The organism is Paenibacillus sp. JL3B1040 (assembly GCF_057063165.1).
In genome coordinates, this window is sequence record NZ_CM169317.1 from 2,972,166 (window position 1) to 2,998,540 (window position 26,375).

The window sequence follows — 26,375 nt, forward strand, 5'->3', positions numbered from 1 at the left end:
GACTATATTTATAGTCCTTTTATAAATATGATGAATGAAAGGATGATCATGAATGCAAGTTGCTTCATTGGGAGACCACGTATGCCGCTGCATGGAACCCCCGGACCGAAAATTGGAAACGGGAAAAGAGGCAAAGGCTTTTTCAAGTTACCTAGCCTCGTCGTTAGCGGAAACGCCATCCCTTCATCCCTATCCGTATGCGGGACTGTCTACGATGGGGCTGGGCAATTACCCGCAATCCCCCTTCTCCATGCTGTTCCCGCTATTAGCCGGATTGGGCAGCCGGAACAATGAACTGATCAGCCTTGCGCTATTGTCCAACGCCGGGCGAGGATTCCTGTCCCCGGGCTACGGTTATGCGACGGGATGGGGAATGAATCGTCAAATAAACAGCGGCTCCGGCTTCGATCTTCGTCTGTAACCGCATTTGCGTCGGGCAATCGATCTGCCGGTTGCCCGAGCATCTGCCGCCAACTTCTCATCTGCTTCAACCGTCGCAAGCTGGACGTGTTCTTGCATTTCCTGCACCGCTATCAGGCCGATTGGATCCGCAGCCTGTGAGCCGGTGGGATCACGCATCAAAAAATGAAAGGCGTAGAAGTTCACATTCTACGCTTTTTTATTTGTTCTATATATCGACTGCATATAATCTTTATTTCTATCGTGTAATATTCCCTTTGAACATAAGAAGGGGAAGTGAACATGAAAAACAAGGCTGTCAAAAGGATGTATACTTTACTGCTATTATTCGTTGTCATGCTTATAGGTATTAGAATGGTTTGGGGCAGCGGGTCTTTCGTCGTAAAGCTCCCTTCTCCCCTGTCGGATACTAATCAGGCCGCATCATCGAAATTTCGGATCGTGATCGATGCTGGCCATGGCGGCAAAGATCCGGGAGCAACGGGAAGCAGCGGAGCCTATGAGAAGGAGTTCAACCTCTCATTGGCACAGCGCCTATACCAACTGCTTAAGCAAGACCCGATGTTCGACACGCGTATGACCCGTGAGGACGACCAATTCATTGAGCTCGAAGATCGAGCGGCGATCGCCAACGATTGGAATGCGGACGGACTGGTTTCAATCCACGCCAACACGTACGAGGATCCGTCGGTTTCCGGGACGGAGGCCTTATATTTTCATAATCATAGCAAAGTGCTTGCCAGGACGCTTCAGGAACAGGTCGCAACAGCACTGGATATTCGGGATCGCGGCGTGAAAAAGGAACAGCTCGTTATCTTGTCCAAGGCTCAAGTGCCGGCCGTGATCGTGGAGATGGGCTACCTGACTAATCCGGAGGAGGAGAATACGCTGCTAAGCAGCGACGGTCAGGATCGGGCGGCCCGCGCTATCTTGAAGGGGTTAAAGCAATATTTTAGTCAACGCACTCCTCGTAACTCTGCGCTCACTGAAGAATTCAAAGAAGTTCCGCCGGCATCCCTGAATCGGAATCCTCAACAAATCGAAAACAAAATCTATTTCAATGGTTCGTCAAAGGACGGGAAACAAGTGGCTTTAACCTTCGACGACGGTCCGGATCAGATGATTACCCCAAAAATTCTGAAGGTATTGAAAGAACATGACATTAAGGCGACCTTTTTTATCTTGGGCAATCGAGCCAAAGCCAATCCCGACCTAGTAAAGCGCATTGCCGAGGATGGGCATGCCATCGGCAACCATTCCTGGTCTCATCCGAACTTTGACGACATTTCGATGGACGAGGCGCTGAAGGAGATCGAAGATACGCAAGAAGTGCTCGAGGATGCGATCGGATATCGCACCAGCTTGTTTCGGCCTCCTTACGGCGCACTAAGCGAAAATAAACTGGATCAGATTCACCAAATGAATTTGGCAGTAGTCAACTGGACGGTGGATACGATGGATTGGTCGGGGAACTCCTCGGAGGAGATCTTAAAGCTGGTTCACGAGCAATTAAATCCAGGGGGGATCGTGTTGCAGCATACCGCCAACGGAACAAACCACCTCGCCAATACGATCGAGGCGCTGAAGCAAATGATTCCCGAACTTAAAGCGGAAGGGTATTCCTTCGTAACGGTTCCTAAACTGCTCCATTTGCCGGCTTCGCAGTCCGATTAATTAAATATGCAGTCTATGCTATAATCATGAGCAGCCATACGAATTGGAAAACAGGTGGGGATACCTATGAAATTGGAGCGATTGATCTCCATCATTTATAAGCTGCTGAATCACGAAGTGTTGTCGGCTTCCACGCTGGCCGAAGAATTCCAGGTCTCTCCAAGAACCATCTATCGGGATATCGATGTGCTCTGCGCGGCCGGCTTCCCGGTCGTTGCCTACCAGGGAACCAAGGGCGGATACGGCATCATGGACGGCTATAAAATGGATAAAAGCCTGCTGGGTTCCTATGACGTCGCCTCTCTGATCACCGTGCTGAACAGCCTTTCCTCCGTATTTGAAGATGAACGTGCGCAAGGAACCATCGAACGCCTGCAGTCGATTGAACCGGAGCATCGAACGCCAAATCTGGCTGTGGATTTGGAAACCCGCCGGACGGATCTTGGCGTGCTCCCGCTGTTGCGCTCCGCCATCAATCAGCGAAATCCCGTTCGCTTCGATTACATCAATGCGCAGAATGAACGCCGGACCCGCGAACTGGAGCCGCTGCGGCTTCATTTTAAATTCGGCAACTGGTACGTCTATGGGTATTGCCGGTCACGACAGGATTACCGGGAGTTCCGTTTATCGCGGATGTTGAATGTACGTCTCATGCCGGATACGTTTAGGCCGCATCATGAAGCGCCGGAAAAGACTAGTTCCGGTCGAACGGATGGGGAGGGTCAGGTAGAAGAAGTCGTGATCCGGGTAAGCCCTGGGGCTTTGGCGGAAGTGATGGATCAGTTTCACCAAGCGGAGAAGCAATTTCACGACGATGGAAGCATGACCGTACGCATTCCAGTGTACCAGCCGCTATGCGCACGTTGGCTATGGTCCATTCTGCTCAGCTTTGGCGGCGGCGCCGAAGTCCTTGAGCCGCCCGAGCTTCGCGGGATCATCAAGGAACAACTGCAAAAAGCGCTTAAACTTTATGAAGAAGTATGACAGTCCGTTGTCATACTTCTTTTTTTATAATCGGGACAGAAGCAAAAACAAATCCAACAATGACCCAAAGGAGCGATACGAATGATGAATTATCCGGAAGAAATGTACAACTACCACACTTGGGCGAACCAAACGATTCTGGGAAGAATCCGAGAACTCCCCGCCTCCGTATTAAGCCAAGAAGTAAACAGCTCGTTCCCTACTCTTGCCCATGCGCTAAGTCATATTTATGCCGTGGATCAGATGTGGTATCTGGTGTTAACGGGAATGGAGATGCCTGAAGCTTTTCAAGCAACCCGCCCTTTAAACGAACGTGTTCTAGCGTCCTTGGATGAATATTCCAAACTGTATGACGAGCTAGCCGGACAATTCAGCACCTGGTTCCAAAGCCAGCCCGATTTGGAGCAATCCGTACTGCTCAATAATCCGTTCGCCGGTCCCCGCCCAACCCGCCGATCGGAAATGGTGCTGCATCTGGTCAACCATGGATCCTATCACAGGGGGAATATCTCGACCATGCTGCGCCAACTCGGCCACGCTTCCACCATGAACGACTATGCGCTGTATTGGTACCGGGAACCGGCAGCCTCCCCGAGCTAATTCGATGGAGAACGTACCGCCGCTTCCCGTGAAATCAAGAGAAGAATTGAGGATTTGGCTGCGGGAGAATTGCCGGACCGCGAAGTCTTGTTGGGTCGTAGTCAGCCTGAAGCCGGTTCCGGACGTCCTCCTCTATTTGGATGCGGTCGAAGAAGCTTTGTGCTATGGCTGGATCGACAGTACCAAGAAGAAGATCAGCGAAACGGAAACCGCGCAAAGGCTGTCCCCTCGCAGGAATAAGAGTTCATGGACGGAACTGAATAAAGAACGGGTTCGCCGTCTGGAGAAGCTGGGGCTCATGACCGATGAAGGACGAAGGGTTCTTCCCGAGATGGATCCCGATTCGTTTCGGATCGACAGCGTTATCGAAGAGCGGCTGCGAGAGGACCCGCAGGTGTACGAGAACTTCATGTCCTTCCCGGCGCTTTATCGCAGGGTTCGGATCGATACGATCCAAAGCGTCATCAACCAACCGGATCTCTTTAAGCGCAGGCTCGACAAATTGATCGCCCGCACGAAAGAAAATCAAATGTACGGCCAATGGCATGATGGCGGACGATTGCTGGAAGAATAGCTGCGCCAAACGCTGGATCTTCACTCTGCGGTAACCAAAATCATCTCTTGAGCTTGGGTTGTTCCATCGCTGCCTAAGGCTTGGACTACGATACGGTCATGCATGCTCCGACGACCGAAATCCCAAGTCAAAGACCAACCGTCGCTTCCGTCGAGGTCGGAACCGATCAGTTCCCGTTCCGCCCACGTTTCCGTACCTGTAGGAACGACCCAAAATAAAACGGTGTCCACGTTTTGCGCTTTCACATGAACGGTCATCGTCGTCGTGCCCTCGGGAACTATCCACCAACCGGCGTTCTGCGGCAAATCCGTGGTAACTTCATCAATTTGAGCTTGCTGCTCCAAGGCTTGGGGTTCCACGGATTGGCTGCAAGCTGATAAGAGCAAGGTCATTACGAGACAAATGCCAAATCTGTTTAATCGCCTCATCTTGTCCTCCCTGTTATAAGTCCAGATTTCTTATTGAGCGTTGGAAAACTTGCGCGAGTTGATCCGATACGTCGTGGGGGACATCCCTTTCTTGGATGTAAACTGCTTGATGAAATAGGTATCGTATTCAAACCCCGTCGCGCGCGCAATATCGTTCAGGTTCATATCGGTATGGGTTAAAAGTTCGCATGCCACCTTCAATCGATAGGATAGCAGATACCCCATCGCGGTCGAACCGCATCTTGCCTGAAACCGCTTATTTAAAGTCACGCGGTTCAAATGCGCGATGCCCGTCAAATCCTCCAGGGTAAGCTTGCGAGAATAATTCGTGTGGATGTGCTCTAACACGAGATCTACCGGGGAAGGTTCGCGATTTCGGTTCAACTCCTCCAGCAAGCCAAAAATTTGGATGAGATACTTTTTAATTCGACACGCCCATCGTTCATCGCTTTGCGCCATCACTTCCGTGCCCAAGACAAAAAACCATTCAAAAATAAGCGGATAAGCATTTGCGGTAAGCCGAGGGATACCGGAATATGGATCCGATCTGTCAAAAAGCGAAAGCCCGGTCTGGATGCTTGGTGCCGACGGAAAGTACTTCTCCGTATCGGACAGCCTGACGCTGCTCAGGAAATCCGGGTGAAAGTGGAAGGACTGGGCAGCCGTCTCTTGAATCTCCACGACATTCAGTTCATCGTTTTCGGCCAGGCAAAGGACACCCGGAGCGACGATCGAGATGGGATGTCCGTTTAAAATGCCGTGCATGCTTCCGGAAGTGATCAACACCAGAGACCGGCGTTCCGGGTAAGGAAGCCGTCTCAGATCCTCCACGTGGACAAATTCAATGTTGACGGTACGGTTCTTATAGCGGTCTATTTGCGGCATAAGCTTCACCTTAATCAAATCGTATAGTCAGATTCTTCATTTATGCCAGTGTATCACATCTACTCCGGGGATATAATGATCGATGTAGCAAGCGAAGGAGGAGAAATCGAATGGCGCTTGAACCTTTTCACATTCACGTTCCCGAAGAAGTGCTGAACGATCTGAAGAACCGATTGCATCAGGTCCGCTGGCCCGATCAACCCGAAAATACCGCTTGGGAACGAGGAACCGAGATCACGTATTTGCAATCGCTGGTTGCGTATTGGAGAGAGCAATATGATTGGCGGGCCCAGGAAGCCGAGTTGAACCGTTTTTCTCAATTCCGCTGCCCGATCGACGGGATCGACATTCACTTTGTGCATGAGCGCGGGAAAGGACCGAACCCCCTTCCCCTGATTCTTACCCATGGGTGGCCCGACAGTTACCTTCGTTATCGGAAAATCATCCCTTTGCTTACGGATCCGGCCAGCCACGGCGGCAGTGCGGAGGACGCTTTTGATGTCATCGTCCCTTCCTTGCCCGGATTCGGGTTCTCCGGCCGACCAGCTCGTCCTGGTATCAACAATGCGAGCGTCCCCGAGTTGTGGGCGAAGCTTATGACTGAGGAGTTGGGCTACGACAAATTCGCTGCTGGCGGCGGAGATATGGGCTCCGGGGTGACCCGATACCTGGCGGCAAGTCATCCCGAGCTGCTGTATGGCATTCATCTCACCGACATCGGGATTATCCGCGGGCTCATGAATGCACCGAACGAGGCGGAGCTCTCGGAAGAAGAACGGCAATACAAACAAGCCGCTTCGGCATGGGTAGCTGAAGAAGGCGGCTATATGTCCATCCAATCGACGCGTCCTCAAACGCTGGCTTATGGTTTGTCCGACTCCCCTGTTGGATTGGCAAGCTGGATCCTCGAGAAGTTGCGAGCCTGGAGCGATTGCGGCGGAGACCTTCGTCAAAGATTCACCGAAGACGAACTCCTCACGCAGATTATGATTTATTGGGTAACGAACACGGCGGGATCGGCAGCCCAGATGTATTATGAAAACGCCCATACGCTGCCTCCACTCGGCTACATCGAGGTTCCAACTGCCCTTGCCTTGTTCAAGGCGGATATCTTGCTCCCGCCCAAGGAATGGGCCGCGCGAAATCTGAATGTGACCCGGTGGACTCCCCTGCCCCGCGGCGGTCATTTTACCGCCATGGAGGAACCGGAGCTGATGGCTCGGGATATCCGAGAGTTCTTCCGATCGTTTCGATCGGCAAACGCAGCAAAAGGCTAACCGCAATCGGTTAGCCTTTCGTTTTGAATGACTTCAGGTCATCCTTTGTGGCAGGACTTGAATATATCGTCGATCAGCTTCATGACCTTGCGAACTTCCTGATTCTTCACGATCGGCTCTGCGCCATGGCGAACGACCTCATAGAAGTTTTGATAGAACGGAACGAAATCCGCTTTCGGTTCCGGGAAGGCGACTCTTTCGGTGGCCTCTTCCGAAGGAGGCGCCATCGTCTTGGTCAGTCCCACGCCCGCTTGGATCGGCGTCGGAGCCGCCACGTCCTTCCGGCCGGTTGCGGCAATGATCTCGCCGGACAAATCCCAGTCGTTGATTTTCGCCGTCCCTTCGAGACCCTTAACGTACCAGCGAGGAAGCTTGGTATAGTTGGTGGTGCCTACCTCAACCAGCGCCCTTACGCCATTTTCAAAGGTAATGTAGCTCATGAATCCGTCATCGACTTCATCGCCCAAAATATAACTCAAATCCGACTGCACGCTTTGAATGGGACTGTCGACCAGCCAAAGCAGTTGATCCAGCAAATGGACCCCCCAGTCCAGCAGCATGCCGCCCCCATGTTTCTGCACATGGCGCCAGTCTCCCGGAATGCCGTTGGCGCCTTGAACGCGGGATTCGATTTGGAAAATATCCCCGATCGTCTTGTTCTGATACAACTGACGAATGATGAGGAAATCCGGATCCCAACGGCGATTCTGATGGACCATGAAGACGTTGCCGGTTTCTTCGGCAACCGCCAAAATCTCGTCGAGCTCATCGGTGTTCATCGCCACGGGCTTCTCGCACACCACATGCTTGCCTGCCCGCAGCGCTTTCATCGCGATTTCCTTATGCGAATCGTTAGGGGTCGCGATTAGAATGGCTTCGATGCTTGCATCCGTCAGCACCTCTTCCAGGCTTTCATAAATATGAAGGCCTTTGCCCTTGGAGATTTGCTGTCTTTCCCCGGAGATATCATAAGTTCCCACTACATGAAAGCGAGTGCTTTCCGCAGGGATGAGATTGTGGGCATGGTAGGAACCCATGCCGCCATAGCCGATTACGGCGAAATTGATGATTGACATCCTGATCGCTCCTTTTTACGCCCACCACATGGCTGAAGGTTGTTCATGGATCATAATCGATTTCAAGTTGGTAATCGCACGAGTTAGTCCTTCGTCAACGGACATAATCGGATCCTCATGCTCAATGCTTAACACATAATCGTAACCATATACGCGCAATGCGGAAATGATGTCCGACCATACCTTCAACTCATGGCCGCAGCCTACGGAGCGGAAGGTCCAGGCACGCGTCTTCACGTTGCCGTAAGGCTGCATATCCGTCAAGCCGTACATATTGATATTATCCTGGTCCAGATAAGTATCCTTCGCATGGAAATGGTGGATCGCGCCAGCTTCCCCGAGAATCTTGACGGCAGCGACCGGATCAATCCCTTGCCACCACAAATGGCTGGGATCCAAGTTACAGCCGATCGCTTTGCCGGTCGCTTCGCGCAATTTTAACATCGTATACGGGGTATGCGCCAGGAAGCCGCCATGTAGCTCAATCCCGATTTTCACGCCGGCCGCTTCCGCTTCTGTGTTGATTTGCTTCCAGTACGGGATCAATTTCTGTTCCCATTGGTATGTGTAGCTGTCGTCATATTCGGTTGGCCAAGGCAACACGGGCCAGTTCACTTGGGTATCCGCCGCATTCCCGCCCGATACGCCGGAGAATCCGTTGACGACCGGAACGTTCAGCAAGCTCGCCAGCTTGATCGTCTTGCGCAGCAACTCGTCCGCTTCAGCAGCCACTTGGGGTACCGGGGAGATCGGGTTGTTATGGCAGCTGAGTGCGGAGATCTCCAGGCCTTTGTCCGCTAATTTGGCCAGGTACTCCGATCTCGCCTCGCTGCTAGCCAGCAATTTGTCGATATCCAAATGCGCGTTGCCGGGATAGCCGCCGGTGCCGATCTCAACTGTTTGCAAGCCTTTCTTGGCGACTTCCTCAATCATCTCTTCAAAGCTCAAAGCGTTAAACAGCGGTGTAAATACACCCAGTTTCATCGACGATCCCTCCTTATTGTTCGCGTGCTTCGTAATGGCCGTAGACGGGATACCCATTTTGGGTTGGAGCGCACCAACGAATCCCGTTCTTGATGACCTTTTGCACTTTTTCGTGATAATAGATCGGATAAGTTTCATGGCCAGGTTGGAAATAGAAGATCTTCCCGTTCCCTCGGCGGAAAGTACAGCCGCTGCGGAAGACTTCCCCTCCGGGGAACCAGCTGACAAAGACCAATTCGTCCGGCGCCGGAATATCAAAATGCTCGCCATACATCTCTTCTTTGTCCAACTCGATGAAATCGCCAATCCCTTCGGCAATCGGATGGCTCGGGTTCACGTTCCAAATGCGGCTATGTTTTCCGTCTTCCCGCCATTTCAGGTCGCAGGAGGTGCCCATCAGTTTTTTGAAAATTTTCGAAAAATGTCCCGAATGCAGCACAACGAGCCCCATGCCTTCCAGCACCCGCTTATGCACGCGTTCCACAATGTCATCCCGGACTTCACCATGGGCCATATGTCCCCACCAGACCAGGACATCGGTGTCTTCCAACACTTCTTCCGTCAAGCCGTGCTCCGGTTCGTCCAACGTCGCGGTCTTTACCTTGAACTGGTCTTCGCCCAAGAACTTCGCCAGTTGTCCGTGAATGCCCTCCGGATACACCTCTTGGACGATTTTATTGGATTTCTCATGCCGATATTCGTTCCATACGGTCACTTGAATCATGAATATCGCTCCTTGATCTTATAGGTATACCGGCTCGCCGGTCTTCGAGGACTTGTAGATCGCTTCCAGGATTTCCGTCACCACCAGGGCTTCCTCCGGCTTCACAACCGGGTCGGTATCCTTCAGGATCGCTTGAATCCAGGATTGCGCTTCAAGCACCTCCGGTCTTTCGCCAGCGCCATCATAGAAGGCAACGCCACCGGTTTTCAGTTCAATCTTCTTTTCGTACAGCAAGCTGTGGTCTTCCCCGTTGATGGTCAAGCCGTTGTTCATATCGGCGCCCGCTTTGGTTCCGCACAGCGTTGTTTTGGCTTCCTTCACATCCAAGCTGTTTAAAGCCCAACTGGATTCCAGGAAGATCGTTGCGCCATTCTCCATCACGACAAACCCAAACGCGGAGTCTTCCACGGTGAATTTCGCGGGATCCCAGGGACCCCAAGCATTCGCGGCATTCGGTGTTTGGGACAAAGCATGGTAAGTTTTCCCTACCACGTATTTCGGCTTGTAGTTGTTCATCATCCAGAGCGTCAGATCCAGCGCGTGCGTGCCGATGTCGATCAAGGGACCTCCGCCTTGCGCTTCTTCATCCAGGAACACGCCCCAGGTCGGCACCGCACGGCGGCGAATCGCATGGGCTTTGCCAAAATAAATCTCGCCCAATCCGCCTTCTTCGCAAACTTGATGCAAATATCTCGAATCGGTCCGAAACCGGTTCTGATAACCGATCGTTAATTTCTTGCCGGTCCGCTTGGACGCTTCAATCATGCTTCTGGCTTCTTCGGACGTCTTCGCCATCGGTTTCTCGCACATCACGTGGCAACCCGCTTCCATCGCCGCAATGGAAATGAACGCATGCGAGGAGTTCGGCGTACACACATGAACGACATCCAGATCGGTATTTTCCAACATCGTCTTGTAGTCATCAAAAACCTTCGCGTCCGGCGTACCGAATTTCGCTTTGGCTTCCTCCGCACGCTCCACGATAATATCGCAGAAGGCCACCATTTCCACTTCTTTAACCTCTGAAAGAGCAGGCATGTGCTTGCCGTTCGCAATCCCGCCGCATCCGATAATTCCAACCTTCAATTTCATGCTATCCCTCCTGAAAACGTTTCTATTGTCGAATTCATTATAGCCAAATCCAAAGCCGCTTTCTTCCCGCTTTTCCCGTAAAAAACTCCCGAATATTGCTCCTTCGGTTTTGAAATTCAGAAAGGGCTTCAACGAGGAGCGCTCGTCAAAACCCTTTCGCCTTAAGGCCTATTCAAATTTTTGCGATACTGCAGCGGCGATTGTCCAACCTCATCTTTAAATACATGATGGAAGGTTTTCACGCTGGCAAAGCCGGCTTTTTCCGCCACTTCAACCATCGGAATATTTTCATTGGCCAAGATGAACTTGGCTTGATTCACCCGATATTCGGTCAAGAATTGCATAAACGTTTGACCCGTATTGGTTTTGAAGAAACGCGTGAAATAGTAAGGACTGAAGCCCACGAACTTTGCGACTTCCTCCAGCGTAATGACTTCCCGATAGCGATTCTCCACATATTCAAAGACTTGATTCAGCAGATCCAACGTCTCTTTATGTTGAATGGCCGAGCGTTTGCTGGGCGGATTCTTGGCTTGGCGCCTTGGCAAATGGAGATAAAATTCTCCCATCAATTGATACAGATACCCCAGTGTCAAATAATTCATCCCGGCGGGTCTGTTCTCTTCGACCTCGTGGAGACGAATCAACAGCTCAGTGGCTTTCCGGGCCAGCGACGGGGGCCAATTGCGGCTATGCGGCACTCCGGTTTCAAAGAGACTTAACAAAGAGTCTTCGGAAATCCGCAAGATTCGCTCGTCGAACAGCTTGAGGTCGAATTGGTAAACATACCGTTCACTCTCCGGGGAAGCCAAGAAATAATGCGCCTCTCCGCTGGGAAAGAAGAAGATCTCCCCTTCCTCCAATTGGATGATTTCCTCATCGACGCCGATGTTCACCTTTCCTTTTCGGGAATAGATGATTTCGATTTCTTTATGCCAATGCGGATAGACGATCGTCATGCCGTCATTCAAAAACGTTCGAAACAGAATGGAATCCTTGAATTCCGGGATTTCCAAATAATCGCTCATAACCCCGTTGACTCCCTATATGATGTAATTGGCTTACCTGGAATGATTTATAGTTCTTCGCTTGGGGCAAAAAATTGCTTCAATTATACTCCCTAATGAAGTCCGAGGTCAATCGATCGTATACGTCATTACGGGCATCCTAGATTTTAATCATCTCAAACGTATCCAAATGGCATGCATATTGGTTTCCATGATCATCCGTGAACAGAATAACTTCCGCAGAACGGTTTTGATCTTTGGCCACCAATTGCGCCCGTGAAGCTACGGTTGACGAAAGATCGAGATCTGTTTCGCTTAATTTATCCTTAGTTTCTTCCAGGTTTGACTTCAAGTCATAGGAATATGGAGTCTCACCGGATCGTACTTTTCCCAGCCCGCCACCATCTGCGGCATCGTATCGTAACACCATATAAAAATGTTTGTCGTTATCGTCTGTGAAGGTACAGTAGTAGAGATCCTCACCCTCATATTTTGTAAAACTATCGTAATTCCATACGGGGTTTACAATGGAATCATCTGTCCAATGATTCAAAAAACGATTTAAAGCGCTTGATGTAATGAGTCTATACGCATCTGTGTCGTTGAAAGCATAATAACTCAACTTTCGCAGCATGAAATCGGCAAGTAAGCCTTAATGTAGTTGGGCAAAGCAGCAATCCACTGCTGGAGTTGACGCTGAATGAGAGCCGAAAATTTCTTCCCGGCTTTGGTGGCGATCTCATGGATTAAATCGACCAGTTGCTGCAGGGCCAAGGCCCAATCTAGCGTACCGACTTCGTCGCAAAGCAAATAAAACAGACCACCGAACGAACGGGCGTCCGTACTTTGCCGATGCTGCCAAGCGAGCAGAATGTAGCGCGAAAACACAATGGTCGTGTGACTGATGAGCAAGTCGTAGGAACGGCCTTGAAATTCCTTTTGCAGCCGCAGCAGCGATTTGGTGCACTTGAAGAATACCTCTATGTCCCAGCGCATCCGGTAAATGCGGATGATATCCGAAGCCGCCAGGCTCAGGTCGGTGGAAAGCAGCGCCAGCCATTCGTTTTTCTTGGAACGATGGCGGACAAACACGATCACCACCGGGATTCCCGGAGCGAGCTGTGTTCGGATCAGGCGAAGAATGTTGCGGTTCTTCCCTTCGACACGCGGGGCCACGGCGTATAGTTCCTTCAGACTGAGCCGCTGCCCGTTTACGAGATAGCGCTTGTTGTCATTCTTGACCATGCCGATCACATGTAGCCCGCGACGGAGGATTTCTTGAACAAGCGGCGCATGCGTGAACCAACTATCCATCAAGGCGTACGAGGCCGAGATACCGGCTTTTAACGCACGATCCAGCATGGCTAAGATGACTTGCGGAGCCGAACCAAACGCTTCTTGCCGACGCTTGTAACCGTGACTTCGTTTGTCGATCCTGTCTGCCATTCCTGTGATGCCGGACTTTGCTGAACTCAGTAGCGCAAAGTCTACGGGGACGAACGAATGGCCGTCCGACCAGCCCGTGGTCAGCATGCGGAAGCCTTTGTAGAAAGCCCCTGTGGCATGATCTTTAAAGCGTGCCAGCATCTCCACGGCCTTGCTTCGGTTACGTTCAAACATGGAGTCGTCGAAGATGAAGGCCGTCTCCCGGCTGGACGAGGTCAGCGGTTCCATTCGAGCGATCGTGTCACCGCTGAGCGCGAGCAAAAACCGGCGCCAAGCATAACCGCTATGATTCAAGAAACGATAAACCGTGTCTTTACTCGGGAACCTTTCGCCTTTCTTGCTTTCCAAGAGACGGAACCAGTTTTTCTGATGAAACAGCAGGACAAACACAAGGCGGAATAGATAGGCGCACGTGAAGCCAAATTTCTTTTTGAAACCTGCGTCGCGCAAGTGTTTGAGCACCTTTAGTTCCTGAAAAGCAGGTTTGATTTCGTTTGGCAGTTGATCGAATGGTTGATTTTGATCTATCATAGAGAAGACACCTCTTCTGTGTGGTAGTGATTGCTAGTCACCTTCACTTTACCAAACGAAGCGGTGTTTTTCTATTTTTGTCAACCCAACAACCCAATTGACTTCAAACCTAAGCTACACGTACTGTTATACTATTTTTGACTGTGCGAAAGTTGAGATAATAAGAATCAAGAATAGAATCAAAGCGGTCATTGACGGGTTCTACCGAATCCGCTAAAGAAGGTTGTCCCGGGTAAGCACACGAGGAACATAACAGCAGGATCGTCAAGCCAAGGATAGACATTATTTTTTTCATGATACCAACTCTTCTCTATAATTTTATAAAATAAAAGATTCGCCTGGTAGAGCAAGCCGGAATCCCGAATAGGGAATTTACCTGTTTCATCCGCGTAGAGTCGATGATACAATGGTTGCTGAATTAGATTTAGACTACGCAAGGAGCTTGCAAATACATGGATACGAACACAACCTACTATCAAGCCATTCTGGCCGCTTATCCGCTGCCTTCCGCCCTGCGGATCGAGGAGCGCGACAGCGGCATGAACAATACCACTCGCTACGCCGTCCTTGAGGACGGACAGGTTCGGGTTCTGCGCGTTTACGAAAACCACCGTTCGACCCGGAAGCTGGCGGCCGAGCACGAGCTGCTGCTCCTGCTGGCACGGAAAGAGCTGCCGTTTCAAATCCCCTGCCCGCTGCGCACCGTGCAAGGCGCAACCTGGACGACCGCTCCGGACGGCAAGCTGGCGGCCGTGTTCAATTACTTGCCCGGCGCGAAACCGGCGGCTGACCGCCACGATCTGTCTTACGCCTACGGGCGGGTTGTAGGCCAACTCACATTAGCCATGAAGGGGTTACAGCTACAAGCCGCCCCCTCTTATTCCCCGTATGATGAGCTGCTCGGCCCGGATACGAAAGAAGCGGCGGTGAGCGCCCGCCGCCTCTTTCAAACAGATCCGACCCTCACCGCGCTGGCCGAAGAGGCCGATCTTCTGTTGGACGTCCTGGGTTCGTTGGCCGGCCAAACCGAGACCATCCGCGGCTTGGAGCGGCAATGGATTCATGGCGACTTCTCGTACGCCAACGCTCTCGTGGAGAAGGGCGAAATCTCCGCCGTGCTCGACTTCGAGTTCGCCACCCGTGACCTCCGGGCGATGGAACTCGCCGTCTGCTTGGCGGAACAGCTCTCCGCTCCCGACGGACTCACGAAGGCTGTCGTGAAGGAACTGGTCGCTGGCTACCGCAGCGTGCGCCCGCTGGAGGCGGATGAGCTGGTACTACTGCCTGAGTTGATCCAACTGCGCAAGCTGGACGTGTTCCTTCATTTCCTGAACCGCTATCAGGCAGGACTTGATCCGGTTCAAGTCCTGCGGGACCAGACGAGCAAATCCGCGGCCGTATGCCGCTTTATCGGCTGGCAAGCCGATTGGATCCGCAGCTTGTGAGCCGGATGGATTACGGAGATCGAAATGGAAAACTTCGAACTTTCCCTTATTTAGACGCACTACCCTTCGATCGTGACAAAATCCTGCGGATTCGAGCGGATAAATGTACGGATTCGTTTCAAACTGTCCGGGACCATCTCCTGAAACTTTTCATATAAACGCTCAACGGTTTCGGATAGCTCGCGCTCTTGCTCTAAATCTTTAAAGGCAGCAGATGTCATTTGTCTGTTTAGCTTGTGGTTTCGCTCTTCAATCACTCGCTTCGTATCTTCGAGCAGCATTGTCATGTTCTCGTCTCCGAAATAACGCAAGCCCCCGATCACGCCCGGCCAATAGCCCGGCGCCTGAAGCAAATAAGATACCCAAGCGTAATATTCGCTAGCCGAATCCTTGGCATGATCATAAAACACCCTGAACATGGAACATGCATAATGCTTGCTGACTTCGGTTCAAACCGGCGATCACCTCCTTCTTGGTCGCAGGATTTTTCCCGCGGATGCTTAAGAGTGCCGATTCCACGCACGCCCATCCGAGTCTTTCGTCGCTCATCGAATCAAAATCCGCCTGACTCATCGTCACTAATGTCATATAACACCTCTTTTTTTGATTTACATGAATGTCAATATAAAAGGCAAAAAAATACTTTACTCGGGCCTAATGATCGCTAAAGCCGTGTCAATCCGTTGCTCCAATACAGCCATCAGCTGATCTTTTATCTCTTTCTCGGACAGCTCTTTCCTGTGCAGCTCCCGCTTCAGTTGGTCCAGATAGTTTATGCCCTGGGATACGGCTCCCCAGAATTGTCTGGCCATCAGGATTTGTTCCTTCGTACGCGGCGACACGAGTAACCCTCTTTCCATTATTCATTGACATCCATGTCAACGAAAATTATGACGAAGTTTGAAACCTAAACAAGCGAGTTAGGGAATATCCCTGCGAACTCGCTTATTAGCTAGCTGTATTGTTGTTTATTTTGTTGGTTTCGCTCTAGAGCAATCTCAATGATTCCGGCTAAGCTTCTATGTATGCCGCATAAAGAATGCAAAAATCGCTAAAATAGTAATAATGAAAAAAGTAGGTCGTATAATGATAATTATCCGACAAAAGTCATGGGTAAAAATGTAGAAAAAAATAAAATTTTGCGGAGTGCTCAATCAAATTATAGGCCAAATAGCATACTTTTGCATAGTGCATTAGTGAATAAATTCCTTTAGGAATTCCTGTACATAATCGGGGGCTGCCTTTTTCATCTGATCCACCGTATGCAAATATCGCTGAGTCGTATTGATATGTGCGTGCCCGAGCGTTTCCTGTACTTGCTGAAGCGAAGCTCCTCCGAGCAAGGCCAAGGTTGCGTTGGTATGCCTTAGCCAGTGGGGCGTTAGCTTTTTCGCAATCCCGCTTCTTTCACCGGCTTTCCGAATGATGCGTTCAATTTGTCTGGTAGAAATCGGAAACAGCTTTAACGTTCCGGTCGGTTCCGAGCCTCCGGAAATACTCTGCGCATACTCGGAGAATATTTCCCATAAATGCTGGGGCACCTTTATTTCTCTAGTCCGCCCTCCTTTTGTATGATGAAGCGTGAGCCAAATACTCGACTCCATCGGATCGGTGTGAAAATTTTCCCAGCATATGGAGTTCAGCTCAGACACCCGCAAACCCAGCAATACAAGCGACAACCCTATCAAATAGTTTCTTTGACTCTGCAACTGCAATTGCTTGAGCAACAACCCTACTTCCTTTTTGGTCAAAAAATTCCTATGGCTGGTCACCTGAATCACCGGCAAACGCACATTAGAAGTCGGGTTTCGTTCAAAGAAACCCACATTGCTGTCGCTTCCCCACTTATACAGCGACTTTAACGGAGCAATGGAAGCGGCGATACTAGCCGGCGCCAATGCGCGTTTGGAAGTGAGTTTCTCTCGTTGCTGCAAATACAGCTTAAAGGCCTCAATCTCTCTCCATGTTACCGAATCCAGCTTCTTAAACCCGATAAACTCCCGAAAACAATGAATGGCCCTCAAGTAACTCCTCTTCGTATTGTCTGATGTGCAGCAGGCGCTTACAAACATGTTCACGATTTTATCGTCACTATAGCTATTCGTACTCGTGTGAAGCAAGGTCAACTGGTTTGCAAGATTCATGTTGCTGTTGGTAGTCATTCATCCCATCCTCCCCAATTTTTGTCGGATAATTATCATTATACGACCTGCTATGGACCCGTTCATTGACCATATGCACCGGGGTAAAAACAAACACCGCTTCATCTGCCGGAGATCACGTCTTACGAGGAAAGGAGGAGAAAAATATCTTGAACTCCTTGCAAAAGTTTATGGACATTCAGGCAAGGATGCAGCAAAAGTCAACCTCATTGCTTCGGTTGATCGACTTTATGCGTGATAAACGTCCCGAAGTCTATCGGCATAGTATACGGGTAGCTATGCTGGCGGAACGCATAGCAGCCGAGATGAATCTTGAGGGCCATGAAAAAGATAACTTGCTGCGCGGCTGCTTTCTTCACGACCTGGGCAAAATCATGCTGCCATTGGATATCCTGGAGCAAGCCGCCCCCCTTGCTCCGCACCAGTGGAAAATTATAAAACTTCATCCGCAGGTGGGAGCCGACATTTTACAAAACATTTCCGAGTTTGATGAATCGGTGGTCAAAGTTATTCTTCATCATCATGAACGTTGGGATGGAAAAGGCTACCCTCATGGATTAAGAGAATTGGAGATTCCGTTACTGGCTCGTATTTGCAGCGTAGCCGACGCCATTGACGCCATGATGTGCGAACGACCATACCGTCAACGTTTGTCGATGCAACAGGTCAGACAGGAAGTATGGCGGAACCTGGGTATCCAGTTCGATCCTGTTATCGCCCGCCTGACGCTTGAACTGTTCGAGTCGGACACGTCTTATTTCGGTTTTATTCAGGAAAGGTAGGGAAACGGGCATGCATTCAACAGATCAGAAGCAGTACATCGAATTTTGCGTAGATCGGGAAAGCTATGCGATCCCCATCTCCGAGATTCATGAAATTATTAAGATGCAGGAGATCACGGAAATCCCCAATAGTGTTTCCTATGTTCAGGGGGTCATCAATTTACGCGGCCGCATTGTACCTGTCATTAGCCTAAGAAGCCTATTTATGCTGGAGCCGGACGAATACACCAAAGCTACGCGCATCGTTGTCGTCAACCACCAACAAGAAGCGGTCGGAATCATTGTGGACAAGGTTAGCAAAGTGACGACCTTCACGGACATTCAGCCTCCTCCGGACAAGATCGCCAGTGTAAGCGGCAGCTATTTTACGGGGATTGGGTTGGCGCCCGACGAAAGCCTAGTAGGGATTCTTAAACTTGATGAAGTGCTTATCGGAAACGACCAGGGGGGAAGCTGGTGACGGATCTATCGGAATACCGGAACTTATATTTGGAAGAACTGGATGAGCAGCTTCAATTTATTGAAGAAGAAGTGCTGCGTCTTGAACATGAAGGAGCGGACGACGCGGCCATCGATCGGCTGTTTCGGGCGGCGCACACCTTGAAAGGCTCATCGGCGACCATGGGTTACCACAAAATGAAGGAAGTTACTCATCACATGGAGCATTTGCTGCATCAAGTGCGAAACGGTGAACGAACGGTAACTAAATCATTGATTAATCTCCTGTTACAGGAATGGATGTCATGAAAGGACTTCAAGAGGAAATTATTCAAACCGATGTCGAAACTTCGGACATCTCGGCTCTTTTGCAGCAACTTCAGGAATTCAGTATGAATGTTAAGCCAGCGATTCCGGAAGGTGAGCCGTTATTCTCAATCAAGGTGGCGCTTTCTCCCAACACGGTAATGCAACACCCGCGATTGGTTCTGGTTGAAACGGAGCTTAAGAGATTCGGTACCATCTTAGACAGTGAGCCCTCTCTATGGGAACCGTTAAAGGAGGAGGAGCTGAGTGAAGTCACCTGGATTCTGGCCACAAACCAAATGGATGAAAGCCATCTGCGAAAGACCATTGGTTCTATACTGGACGTTGAGCGAGTAGACGTGGCCCCCTATTCCCCAACAGAATTCACCGGAGATGCAATAGAGAAGCGGTCCGGGGGCATGGAACAGCCGCCTGTGCAGAGGGCCGTTTTTTCTGAGGCAAAAAGCAAAGCGCAAACGATCCGGGTCCCTATCGGACGGCTGGACCATCTGATGAACTTGGCGGGCGAGCTTGTGATTGACCAAACCCGGATCCAGCAAATCAAAGCGTTGTTTAGACAAAAATTAGGGCCGGACGACCTCGTAGAAGAGCTGTTTCAGCTTTCCGATCATTTGAGCCTGCTTATTAGTGAGCTGCAGGACGGCGTAATGAAAGCCCGAATGCTTCCGATGGAGCATCTGTACCATCGCTTTCCGCGCATGATTAGAGATTTGGCCGAATCTTTGGGAAAGCAAGTGGAACTCATTTTGCACGGCAAGGACACCGAACTGGACCGCACTTTAATTGAAGAGATCAGTGATCCATTAATCCATTTGCTTCGCAATGCCGTTGATCACGGGATCGAAGCGCCGGAACAAAGACGGCTAAGCGGCAAAAACGAGCGCGGCACGATCACTCTATCCGCCGCACACCAGGATAATCATGTCGTGATCTCCATCCGGGACGACGGCGCAGGAATCGATGCGGACAAGCTTCGCAGTTCCGCAATAAGCAAAGGTTTGCTTTCGAAAAACGAAGTCCAGCGTTTAACCGATGAGGAAGCTCTGCATCTCATTTTCAGGCCCGGTTTTTCCACCGCTACCGAAGTCAGTGATGTCTCCGGACGCGGAGTCGGCATGGACATCGTGCGTAACAATATAGAACGAATGAGCGGCATGATCGACATTGAGACCGTAAAAGGGCAAGGCACCCTGTTCCGAATCCGCCTCCCTCTTACTTTGGCCATTGTTACAGGACTGCTGGTGAATATCAGCGGGCGGATATTTATTATTCCTATGAGCAGTGTGGTGGAGATTACCCGGATCGAAACGCAGGAGATTACAAGATTGCGCGGAGAACCCGTGATTAAAATCCGCCACCAAGTCATTCCCGTCGTTTGGTTGCACGATCATTTCCAGTTCCCGCGTCCGCCGATTCGGCGTTTTCTGCCCATGGTCATTATTGGAAGAGCCGAAAAGCGTGTCGCGCTGGCGGTAGACGAATTGATGGGCAATCAGGAAATCGTCATCAAGAATCTCGGCGGCTTTATCGGAAAAATCGACGGCATTTCAGGAGCAACCATTTTAGGCAGCGGCAATGTGGCCCTTATCCTGGATGTGGACGGTGTTATTAAACTATCAAGTATCGCATAGACGAACTCATCGATTTAGGAGGCTTTATCAAATGAAATTTTTCTATAATCTGAAGACGAGCGTCAAGCTGATTTCCGCCTTTTTGCTCGTATCCCTGATTCTCGCTTTTGTTGGATTTTATAGTCTCAATAATTTGAACAAAATGAACGGTTCCGTGAAGTCCATGTACGAATACGGCCTTGTTCCCTTACAATCCGTCCAATCGGCGCAAATCAGCTACACCCGCATCCGGGTGCTGGTCCGCAACATTTACATGGCGGATGACAAAGCCGCGCAACAGAGTAACAGAACTCCTGGAAACAGAGAAAAAAGAAATGATGAATCAAATAAATACATTTCGCCAAACCGTCCTCAGTGAGGAATCCATGGCTGCTTTGGAGCCATTTGACGGACTCTGGAATGAATATCTGGCTTTGCTCGATGAAGCAGTACACCTGGGATCGAATGGACGCAATGACGAGTTGAAGACGCTGATTAACAACGAATTAACCACGGTCGGCGACAAAATCAGAGACTTGTTGAATGCTCTCGTCGATATCAATATGGCGGAGGCTGACGAGACCAAAGATGCGAGCGAAGCCACGTACATCTCCTCCCGGAATGTATCGATTGTGATTATTGCGGCTTCGGTGCTGTTATCAGTATTTCTTGGATACATGATCTCCCAGATCATTTCCCGCCCCCTTGCCCGCGTCAATCAGCTCGTTCAACAAGTAGCAGGCGGAAATCTGAAAAACACGCTGGATATCTCCACTAAGGACGAAATCGGACAGCTCGCGCAGGGAATGAATAATATGGTGGTCAGCTTGCGGGAAACCGTCAGCAACATCTTGGGGCATTCGCAAAGCCTTGCCGCGGCATCCCAGCAAATATCCGCCAGCACGCAGGAAATTGCCAGCGGGAATGCAAGTCAGGCCAATGATGCCCAGACCATCAGCGACTTGTTTAAAGAACTGTCCTCCGCAATCCATGCGGTCGCTCGCAACACCGAGCAGGCCTCGGAATTGTCCGGCGAAACGGTGCGCATTGCCGAGGAGGGAAGCGAGGTTATTCAATCATCGAGCGAAAGCATGAAATCGGTAAGCCTGCAAATGACAAGACTCGAAGAAGACTCGCAAAAGGTCGGCGATATCATCGGCGTGATTGAAGATATCGCGGATCAGACCAATTTGTTGGCGCTAAATGCCGCAATCGAAGCTGCGCGAGCCGGCGAACAAGGACGCGGGTTTGCGGTGGTCGCCGACGAGGTACGGAAATTGGCGGAACGGAGCGGCGAAGCCACGAAACAAATTACAGGCATCATTAAAGGAATGCAGGAAAACACACAGGCTAGTGTAAAATCCGTGCAGGAAAGTGCGGAATTGTCCGAACGGACCGGAGAATCTTTTGGGCACATCGTCAGCTACGTGAATGATGCCGGGCAAAAGGTGGCCGAGATTGCCGCCGCCAGCGAGCAGCAGGCTGCGCAAACCTCCAATGTCCTGTCCGCTGTCGAGAATATCTCGGCCACAACGCAGCAAGCGGCCGCTAGCAGCGAAGAAACGGCCGCCACCGCCCAATCGCTGGCCCAAATGGCGGAAGAACTGCAGCGCTCCGTTTCCGTCTTCAAGCTCTGAGAAGGATCGGGATTATTTGATTGACAAAGAGACCTTTTCGGCAGTGAACATTCGCCGAAAAGGCTTTTTCATAAGGTGTATTACGGTTTACGGATGATCGCTCCATCGCTTTGTAGATTCAGAGGTTATTCTGGCAACCTTCAACCTGGTAACCTGGCAACCTGGTAGCCTGGCAACCCGACCACCAAACGGCTAACGCTTGCCACAGTTCTTATATCGCCCAAAACCATCGTTATGCGGTTCTAACGCTTGCTACAAAGCTTATTCCCCCACTTTGCTTCCCTTCCCCTCGTTTTTCGCGTAAATAGCGTGTGTCAGCGTCGTTAGAATTTCGGGGGGAAGAATTTTGCCGGAATAGCGTCGCTCACCAGCGTTAGCGTCAGAGCCGTGGAATGGATCCGGCGGCCCCTCTCCCCTTTCGGGATATGGGAAGCCGGAACCACCGAAGAGAACCGGCCGATTCGCTCTGATCTCAGAGGAATCGGCCGGTTCCGGTTTGACCGCTGCATTGTCGTTCCCTAGTTGTTCTTCAGCTTTACGGGGCTAAAGGTTTCCATTTGAGCCGTACCGGTTGCCTTCGTCACTTCTGGCGGCGTAATGATATGTCCCATGGCATAATGATTCGCTCAACCGATCATTCACTTCGTGGTCGCCGTCGTTGTAGTGATACGTCACATAAATCCCGCCACCAAAGTCCATATCATTTGTCATACTTTCGATACGTTCGGGCTCACTGCGCATTCACCACATTGACAATGCTCGTTTCCGCAATTTTTTGGGTTGGGGAAATTACCGCGACAACCGTCGTGAAAATAGCCGCTAAAATGGCCACCGCCAAAACCGGGAGCGGCGGCTGCCAAGGCTCGCCCCAGTTGGAGGTAATCATCATCCCAAAAAAGAGACGATGCAGCAGCATTCCGAACACACCGCCCGCCAAACTGCCCGATATCGCATAAGCGGCGGCTTCGGCCGTAACCATCCTCTTCAACTGCTTGGCGGACATGCCGACCGCACGCATCACGCCATAGTTGCCCATGCGGCTGGACACGCTGGCATTTACCGTATTCAGGATGTTAATCAGCGCGACCAGTGCAATCACCAGCAAAAACCCGTAAACGAAGACTGCCATGGCGTAATAAGCCGCGCGAGATTCGCGGTTGCCTTGCTGATTGTCAAGCAGCCGCATTTGCGGCGTGATTAGGCTTCGGACCTGGTCGGAAATGTCTTCGTTGACCTGCATGTCGATAATGGTATAGTCCGTGATGCCGGTCAGCGCGGTAAAGGTGGCTTCGGAGCCAATCAGGATCCATTCGCCTTTCGTGGCCACAAACGGTGTATCGGAGAGAATCCCGGCCACTTGAACCTGTTGAGTTCCCCCGGGCATCTCAAGGGTAATCGTGTCGCCTACCTTCCAATTCATCTCTTCCGAATAACCGACGAATACCCCGTTCCCGTTTTGCACCTGATCCGGATTTCCGGATATCAGCGTGTCTTCCGCCCATTGAAATTGCGGTTCGTCATAAGAAATCAGCGTAACTTTATTGTCGCCCAGTTGGTGACTGGCCGGAATATCGCGGTAAACCATCCGTCCGTATATTTTCTTGATATGCGGAAGCGCCCTGGCTTGTTCCATGATCGAACGGTCAAGCAAGAGGGAATCCTTCACGCCCATGATGGAGAGATCAGGCGCGTAAGGTTTCAAAGGCCTTAAGGCATGGCCCATGAACGCAATCAAGACCGTGAAGCACAAGAAGAGGATGATGCTTAGCGCAAAAGAACCCGAAATCAGCACCATGCTCTTTTTATTGGAAAAAGCGTGCCTAAACCCCATCGCCGTTTCCACGCGAAACCATTTGGTGTTCGCCGCCCGGCCTACGGGCTGATGATTCGCGTGATTGATATTTCCGGTTACGGCCGCTTGCGGAGAGACCTTCGCCGCCCTTTGGGCCGGTGATCTGGAGGCGAGCATGACCACCAAAAAGCCGATGACCGTGCCGGCAGCGAGTGCGGGCCAACTGATTTGAAATACCGGCATGGCCGGTAAGTGCTTGACATTCAGGGCGTTCAGGAACAAAACCGCCGCCCACATCACGCCGCAACCCGCCAAGAGCCCAATCGGGATCCCTTTCAGGCAATATCGCAAACCTTCGCGCCGAATATACCGTTTGACTTGTTTTTTCGTGGCGCCAAGACAACGCAGCAGGCCAAAAAATTGCGTCCGTTCCATCACGCTCATATTAAAACTGCTGGCGATCATAAACGTGGCGGCCATCGTTATCAGGACAAAGAGAATGCCCGCCGTGAGGTAGAGACCGATCATCGAACTGTCTTTGCTCTGCCCCATCAATCCAAGCAGGATCAGGTTCGTGGACACCTGTTTCTCGGTCAGTCCAAACTCCGCTTTGATGTCGGCAAGCGCCCGATTTATGTTCACGTTTCCTTTGAATTGAACATAATAATATTCTTTGATTTTGGACGGAAGCGCGCGAATCCCTTCGGTCGACAAATACAGGCCATGGGAATCCGTCCCTTTTAAACTGGAAAAATCGTTGTACGTCCCTGTAATCCGGTACCCCCGCTTCTGCCCGTCGCTGAAAGCAATTTCAATCGTATCCCCGAGCGACAGGCTAAATTGCTCAAGGGCCGGCCGGTCAAGCAAAGCTTCCCTTTCAGAAGCCGGATACGCCCCCTCGGCCACGACCAAGTTCATCTGTTCGGAGATATCTTGCTCGCCGCCTTGAATAAGCAGTTTTTTTCCTTGAAAAGCCGTATCCTCGGCCATCCCGATCCAACCCGCTACGTTCACATCGCTTCGCCGTGCGATTTGCCCGGCGGTGGCGTCCGAAATCCCGGTCAGGACGGCATGGTAATTCCCTTTTTGCCGGATATTCTCGTTGATTTGGGCTTTCACGCTCATATCGGCCATTCCGAACACCGCTACAACCAACATCACCGAGATGGCGATGCAAATGACGGTAAGACGGTTTTTCTTCCGGTGAACTTTGGCATATTCCGAAACCAGACCCAGATAGCTCCTCATTCGGCGTACACCCCTAAATCGGTAAGCACACCGTCCGACACCTGCAGCACCCGATCCGCCGTCGAAGCTACGCTCCGGTTATGCGTAATCATGATAATCGTCTGCTGATAGCGTTTGGATGCCGTTTTGAGCAGGGAAATGACCTCATTGCTGTTTTGGCTGTCCAAGTTGCCGGTAGGTTCGTCCGCAAGGATCAGCATCGGGCGGGTAATCAAGGCGCGGCCGATCGCCACGCGCTGCTGCTGGCCGCCGGATAACTGGCGGGGCAAATGCTTGCGCCGGTCCGTCAAGGACAGAACGGCCAGGATTTCTTCCACATACGCCGGGTCCGGCTTCCTATAATCGAGCAGCAAAGGAAAGGTAATATTTTGCTCCACATTAAGCTCCGGGATCAGGTTGAAGGCCTGGAAGATAAAGCCGATATTTCGGCGGCGGAATAGGGTCAGTTTCTCGTCCTTCATCCGGAAAATATCGTTCCCGTCGATTCTCACATTGCCGGACGTGGGCGTATCCAGAGCCCCGATCATGTTCAGCAGCGTGCTTTTTCCGGAGCCGGACTCTCCGACCACCGCAACAAACTCGCCTTTCGGCACGGTAAAGCTTACATTTCTCAAAGCGTGCACGGCCGTTTCGCCGGTTCCATAAGTTTTGCATACGGAATTCACTTCCAACAGATTCAACTTCGCTCACTCCTTTCTATCACAGAGTTTACGATCTGCGGCTTACGATCCCATGAATTCCGGCTTACGGTTTTGTAAGGTTAAGTGAAGAAAGCGCTCCCAAATATAGACTCAGGATCAAGCGATACCTATGTATAAAAACTTCCCGCACTTCAGGATCATCCATTTCTGGAACAATACGTCCTCGGTGCGGGAACTCAGTAAGTGTTTTAGCTTTTTCCATTACATCTTCATAAAACGCTAATGCATAATACATGGAATCTTCGGCTATAAACTCCACAATGTTATGCAAATCTCTATACGCTGTGGTAGTCCAAATTATTGTTTGTTCAGCCATTTATCCATCCTCGCTTTAACTTCATCATGGGATAGAAATTTGCCTTCATCAATATCCTTCTGGCCCTTCTCAATTTTAGCTCTCACATACAAGGTATATTGAATGTCTTCAATCGAGCAATCTTCAGGAAGATTGTCTATCATCTGCTTTACATCGTCTTTTAACATGTTGGTATCACCTCATCAACAGTATATCATAAGGTTTTTGGCTAAGTG

Annotated in this window: 30 protein-coding genes; 13 read left to right on the forward strand and 17 right to left on the reverse strand. The window is 50.7% G+C overall.

The window, feature by feature from the left end; all coding sequences use genetic code 11:
* Window positions 1-52: 52 nt before the first annotated feature.
* From ACZF99_RS13360 to ACZF99_RS13380, 5 genes are all read left to right on the forward strand, one after another.
* A complete protein-coding gene (locus tag ACZF99_RS13360) occupies window positions 53-421 on the forward strand; it encodes a hypothetical protein (RefSeq protein ID WP_483605549.1) in 369 nt (122 codons plus the stop codon).
* 440 nt (window positions 422-861) lie between these two features.
* Window positions 862-2,094, forward strand: coding sequence for an N-acetylmuramoyl-L-alanine amidase (locus tag ACZF99_RS13365; RefSeq protein WP_483605550.1), 1,233 nt, complete (start codon window positions 862-864; stop codon window positions 2,092-2,094).
* 66 nt (window positions 2,095-2,160) lie between these two features.
* Window positions 2,161-3,078 carry a helix-turn-helix transcriptional regulator gene (locus tag ACZF99_RS13370; protein ID WP_483605552.1) on the forward strand — a complete coding sequence of 306 codons (918 nt, stop codon included), beginning with the start codon at window positions 2,161-2,163 and terminating at the stop codon, window positions 3,076-3,078.
* Between the two features lie 84 nt (window positions 3,079-3,162).
* Window positions 3,163-3,678, forward strand: a complete 516-nt coding sequence (locus ACZF99_RS13375) for a DinB family protein (RefSeq protein WP_483612705.1) — start codon at window positions 3,163-3,165, stop codon at window positions 3,676-3,678.
* 4 nt (window positions 3,679-3,682) lie between these two features.
* Window positions 3,683-4,252, forward strand: coding sequence for a YdeI/OmpD-associated family protein (locus tag ACZF99_RS13380; protein WP_483605553.1), 570 nt, complete (start codon window positions 3,683-3,685; stop codon window positions 4,250-4,252).
* A 20-nt stretch (window positions 4,253-4,272) separates the two neighbouring features.
* On the opposite strand, the gene ACZF99_RS13385 is transcribed toward ACZF99_RS13380, so the two are convergent.
* Together ACZF99_RS13385 and ACZF99_RS13390 are read right to left on the reverse strand one after the other, a co-directional pair.
* Entirely contained in the window at window positions 4,273-4,680 is a 408-nt protein-coding gene (locus ACZF99_RS13385) for a hypothetical protein (RefSeq protein WP_483605554.1), read from the reverse strand.
* A 30-nt stretch (window positions 4,681-4,710) separates the two neighbouring features.
* A complete protein-coding gene (locus tag ACZF99_RS13390; RefSeq protein ID WP_483605555.1) occupies window positions 4,711-5,565 on the reverse strand; it encodes a helix-turn-helix domain-containing protein in 855 nt (284 codons plus the stop codon).
* A gap of 110 nt (window positions 5,566-5,675) precedes the next feature.
* Between ACZF99_RS13390 and ACZF99_RS13395 the strand changes: the two genes are divergently transcribed.
* Window positions 5,676-6,842 carry an epoxide hydrolase family protein gene (locus ACZF99_RS13395; RefSeq protein ID WP_483605556.1) on the forward strand — a complete coding sequence of 389 codons (1,167 nt, stop codon included), beginning with the start codon at window positions 5,676-5,678 and terminating at the stop codon, window positions 6,840-6,842.
* Window positions 6,843-6,880: 38 nt separating this feature from the next.
* Here the strand turns inward: ACZF99_RS13395 and ACZF99_RS13400 are convergent, their stop codons facing one another.
* The 7 genes from ACZF99_RS13400 to ACZF99_RS13430 form a co-directional block, all read right to left on the reverse strand.
* The gene (locus ACZF99_RS13400; protein ID WP_483605557.1) at window positions 6,881-7,918 is read right to left on the reverse strand and encodes a Gfo/Idh/MocA family protein; all 1,038 of its coding nucleotides are present in this window, start codon (window positions 7,916-7,918) and stop codon (window positions 6,881-6,883) included.
* Window positions 7,919-7,933: 15 nt separating this feature from the next.
* Complete coding sequence (locus ACZF99_RS13405) at window positions 7,934-8,902, reverse strand: sugar phosphate isomerase/epimerase family protein (RefSeq protein WP_483605558.1); 969 nt, start codon at window positions 8,900-8,902, stop codon at window positions 7,934-7,936.
* Between the two features lie 13 nt (window positions 8,903-8,915).
* Window positions 8,916-9,626 (reverse strand): ThuA domain-containing protein, encoded by a 711-nt coding sequence (locus tag ACZF99_RS13410; RefSeq protein WP_483605559.1) that lies wholly within the window; start codon window positions 9,624-9,626, stop codon window positions 8,916-8,918.
* Window positions 9,627-9,644: 18 nt separating this feature from the next.
* Entirely contained in the window at window positions 9,645-10,718 is a 1,074-nt protein-coding gene (locus ACZF99_RS13415) for a Gfo/Idh/MocA family protein (RefSeq protein WP_483605561.1), read from the reverse strand.
* Between the two features lie 161 nt (window positions 10,719-10,879).
* Complete coding sequence (locus ACZF99_RS13420; protein WP_483605562.1) at window positions 10,880-11,746, reverse strand: AraC family transcriptional regulator; 867 nt, start codon at window positions 11,744-11,746, stop codon at window positions 10,880-10,882.
* 139 nt (window positions 11,747-11,885) lie between these two features.
* A complete protein-coding gene (locus tag ACZF99_RS13425; RefSeq protein ID WP_483605563.1) occupies window positions 11,886-12,359 on the reverse strand; it encodes a hypothetical protein in 474 nt (157 codons plus the stop codon).
* The gene (locus ACZF99_RS13430; protein WP_483605564.1) at window positions 12,344-13,702 is read right to left on the reverse strand and encodes an IS4 family transposase; all 1,359 of its coding nucleotides are present in this window, start codon (window positions 13,700-13,702) and stop codon (window positions 12,344-12,346) included. The genes ACZF99_RS13425 and ACZF99_RS13430 overlap by 16 nt, the downstream gene beginning before the upstream one ends.
* Window positions 13,703-14,154: 452 nt before the next feature.
* Here ACZF99_RS13430 and ACZF99_RS13435 point away from each other — a divergent pair, with 452 nt between their 5' ends.
* Window positions 14,155-15,147: a phosphotransferase gene (locus ACZF99_RS13435; protein WP_483605565.1), complete on the forward strand. Its 993-nt coding sequence runs from the start codon at window positions 14,155-14,157 to the stop codon at window positions 15,145-15,147.
* A 59-nt stretch (window positions 15,148-15,206) separates the two neighbouring features.
* Here ACZF99_RS13435 and ACZF99_RS13440 read toward each other — a convergent pair whose 3' ends face one another.
* The 4 genes from ACZF99_RS13440 to ACZF99_RS13455 all read right to left on the reverse strand — a co-directional run bounded on the left by ACZF99_RS13440 (window position 15,207) and on the right by ACZF99_RS13455 (window position 17,309).
* A complete protein-coding gene (locus ACZF99_RS13440) occupies window positions 15,207-15,557 on the reverse strand; it encodes a hypothetical protein (protein ID WP_483605566.1) in 351 nt (116 codons plus the stop codon).
* A complete protein-coding gene (locus tag ACZF99_RS13445; protein WP_483605567.1) occupies window positions 15,547-15,735 on the reverse strand; it encodes a hypothetical protein in 189 nt (62 codons plus the stop codon). The genes ACZF99_RS13440 and ACZF99_RS13445 overlap by 11 nt, the downstream gene beginning before the upstream one ends.
* Before the next feature lie 56 nt (window positions 15,736-15,791).
* A complete protein-coding gene (locus ACZF99_RS13450) occupies window positions 15,792-16,007 on the reverse strand; it encodes a hypothetical protein (RefSeq protein WP_483605568.1) in 216 nt (71 codons plus the stop codon).
* Window positions 16,008-16,340: 333 nt separating this feature from the next.
* Window positions 16,341-17,309 (reverse strand): tyrosine-type recombinase/integrase, encoded by a 969-nt coding sequence (locus tag ACZF99_RS13455; RefSeq protein ID WP_483605569.1) that lies wholly within the window; start codon window positions 17,307-17,309, stop codon window positions 16,341-16,343.
* A gap of 149 nt (window positions 17,310-17,458) precedes the next feature.
* Here ACZF99_RS13455 and ACZF99_RS13460 point away from each other — a divergent pair, with 149 nt between their 5' ends.
* Genes ACZF99_RS13460 through ACZF99_RS13485 form a run of 6 tightly spaced genes read left to right on the forward strand, consistent with a single transcriptional unit; the run spans window position 17,459 to window position 22,103 of the window.
* Window positions 17,459-18,091: an HD-GYP domain-containing protein gene (locus ACZF99_RS13460; RefSeq protein WP_483605571.1), complete on the forward strand. Its 633-nt coding sequence runs from the start codon at window positions 17,459-17,461 to the stop codon at window positions 18,089-18,091.
* A 10-nt stretch (window positions 18,092-18,101) separates the two neighbouring features.
* A complete protein-coding gene (locus ACZF99_RS13465; RefSeq protein WP_483605573.1) occupies window positions 18,102-18,551 on the forward strand; it encodes a chemotaxis protein CheW in 450 nt (149 codons plus the stop codon).
* Window positions 18,548-18,838, forward strand: a complete 291-nt coding sequence (locus ACZF99_RS13470) for an Hpt domain-containing protein (protein ID WP_483605574.1) — start codon at window positions 18,548-18,550, stop codon at window positions 18,836-18,838. Before ACZF99_RS13465 ends, ACZF99_RS13470 begins: the two co-directional genes overlap by 4 nt.
* Window positions 18,835-20,487 carry a chemotaxis protein CheW gene (locus ACZF99_RS13475; protein WP_483605575.1) on the forward strand — a complete coding sequence of 551 codons (1,653 nt, stop codon included), beginning with the start codon at window positions 18,835-18,837 and terminating at the stop codon, window positions 20,485-20,487. Before ACZF99_RS13470 ends, ACZF99_RS13475 begins: the two co-directional genes overlap by 4 nt.
* A gap of 31 nt (window positions 20,488-20,518) precedes the next feature.
* Window positions 20,519-20,845, forward strand: coding sequence for an MCP four helix bundle domain-containing protein (locus tag ACZF99_RS13480; protein ID WP_483605576.1), 327 nt, complete (start codon window positions 20,519-20,521; stop codon window positions 20,843-20,845).
* Entirely contained in the window at window positions 20,805-22,103 is a 1,299-nt protein-coding gene (locus tag ACZF99_RS13485) for a HAMP domain-containing methyl-accepting chemotaxis protein (protein WP_483612707.1), read from the forward strand. Before ACZF99_RS13480 ends, ACZF99_RS13485 begins: the two co-directional genes overlap by 41 nt.
* Window positions 22,104-22,833: 730 nt before the next feature.
* On the opposite strand, the gene ACZF99_RS13490 is transcribed toward ACZF99_RS13485, so the two are convergent.
* From ACZF99_RS13490 to ACZF99_RS13505, 4 genes are all read right to left on the reverse strand, one after another.
* Window positions 22,834-25,143, reverse strand: coding sequence for an FtsX-like permease family protein (locus ACZF99_RS13490; RefSeq protein ID WP_483605577.1), 2,310 nt, complete (start codon window positions 25,141-25,143; stop codon window positions 22,834-22,836).
* Window positions 25,140-25,823: an ABC transporter ATP-binding protein gene (locus tag ACZF99_RS13495; protein ID WP_483605578.1), complete on the reverse strand. Its 684-nt coding sequence runs from the start codon at window positions 25,821-25,823 to the stop codon at window positions 25,140-25,142. Before ACZF99_RS13495 ends, ACZF99_RS13490 begins: the two co-directional genes overlap by 4 nt.
* A 64-nt stretch (window positions 25,824-25,887) precedes the next feature.
* The gene (locus tag ACZF99_RS13500; RefSeq protein ID WP_483605579.1) at window positions 25,888-26,160 is read right to left on the reverse strand and encodes a type II toxin-antitoxin system RelE/ParE family toxin; all 273 of its coding nucleotides are present in this window, start codon (window positions 26,158-26,160) and stop codon (window positions 25,888-25,890) included.
* On the reverse strand, window positions 26,142-26,327 hold the full coding sequence (locus ACZF99_RS13505) for a hypothetical protein (protein ID WP_483605580.1): 186 nt from the start codon (window positions 26,325-26,327) through the stop codon (window positions 26,142-26,144). The genes ACZF99_RS13500 and ACZF99_RS13505 overlap by 19 nt, the downstream gene beginning before the upstream one ends.
* Between the last annotated feature and the right edge of the window lie 48 nt (window positions 26,328-26,375).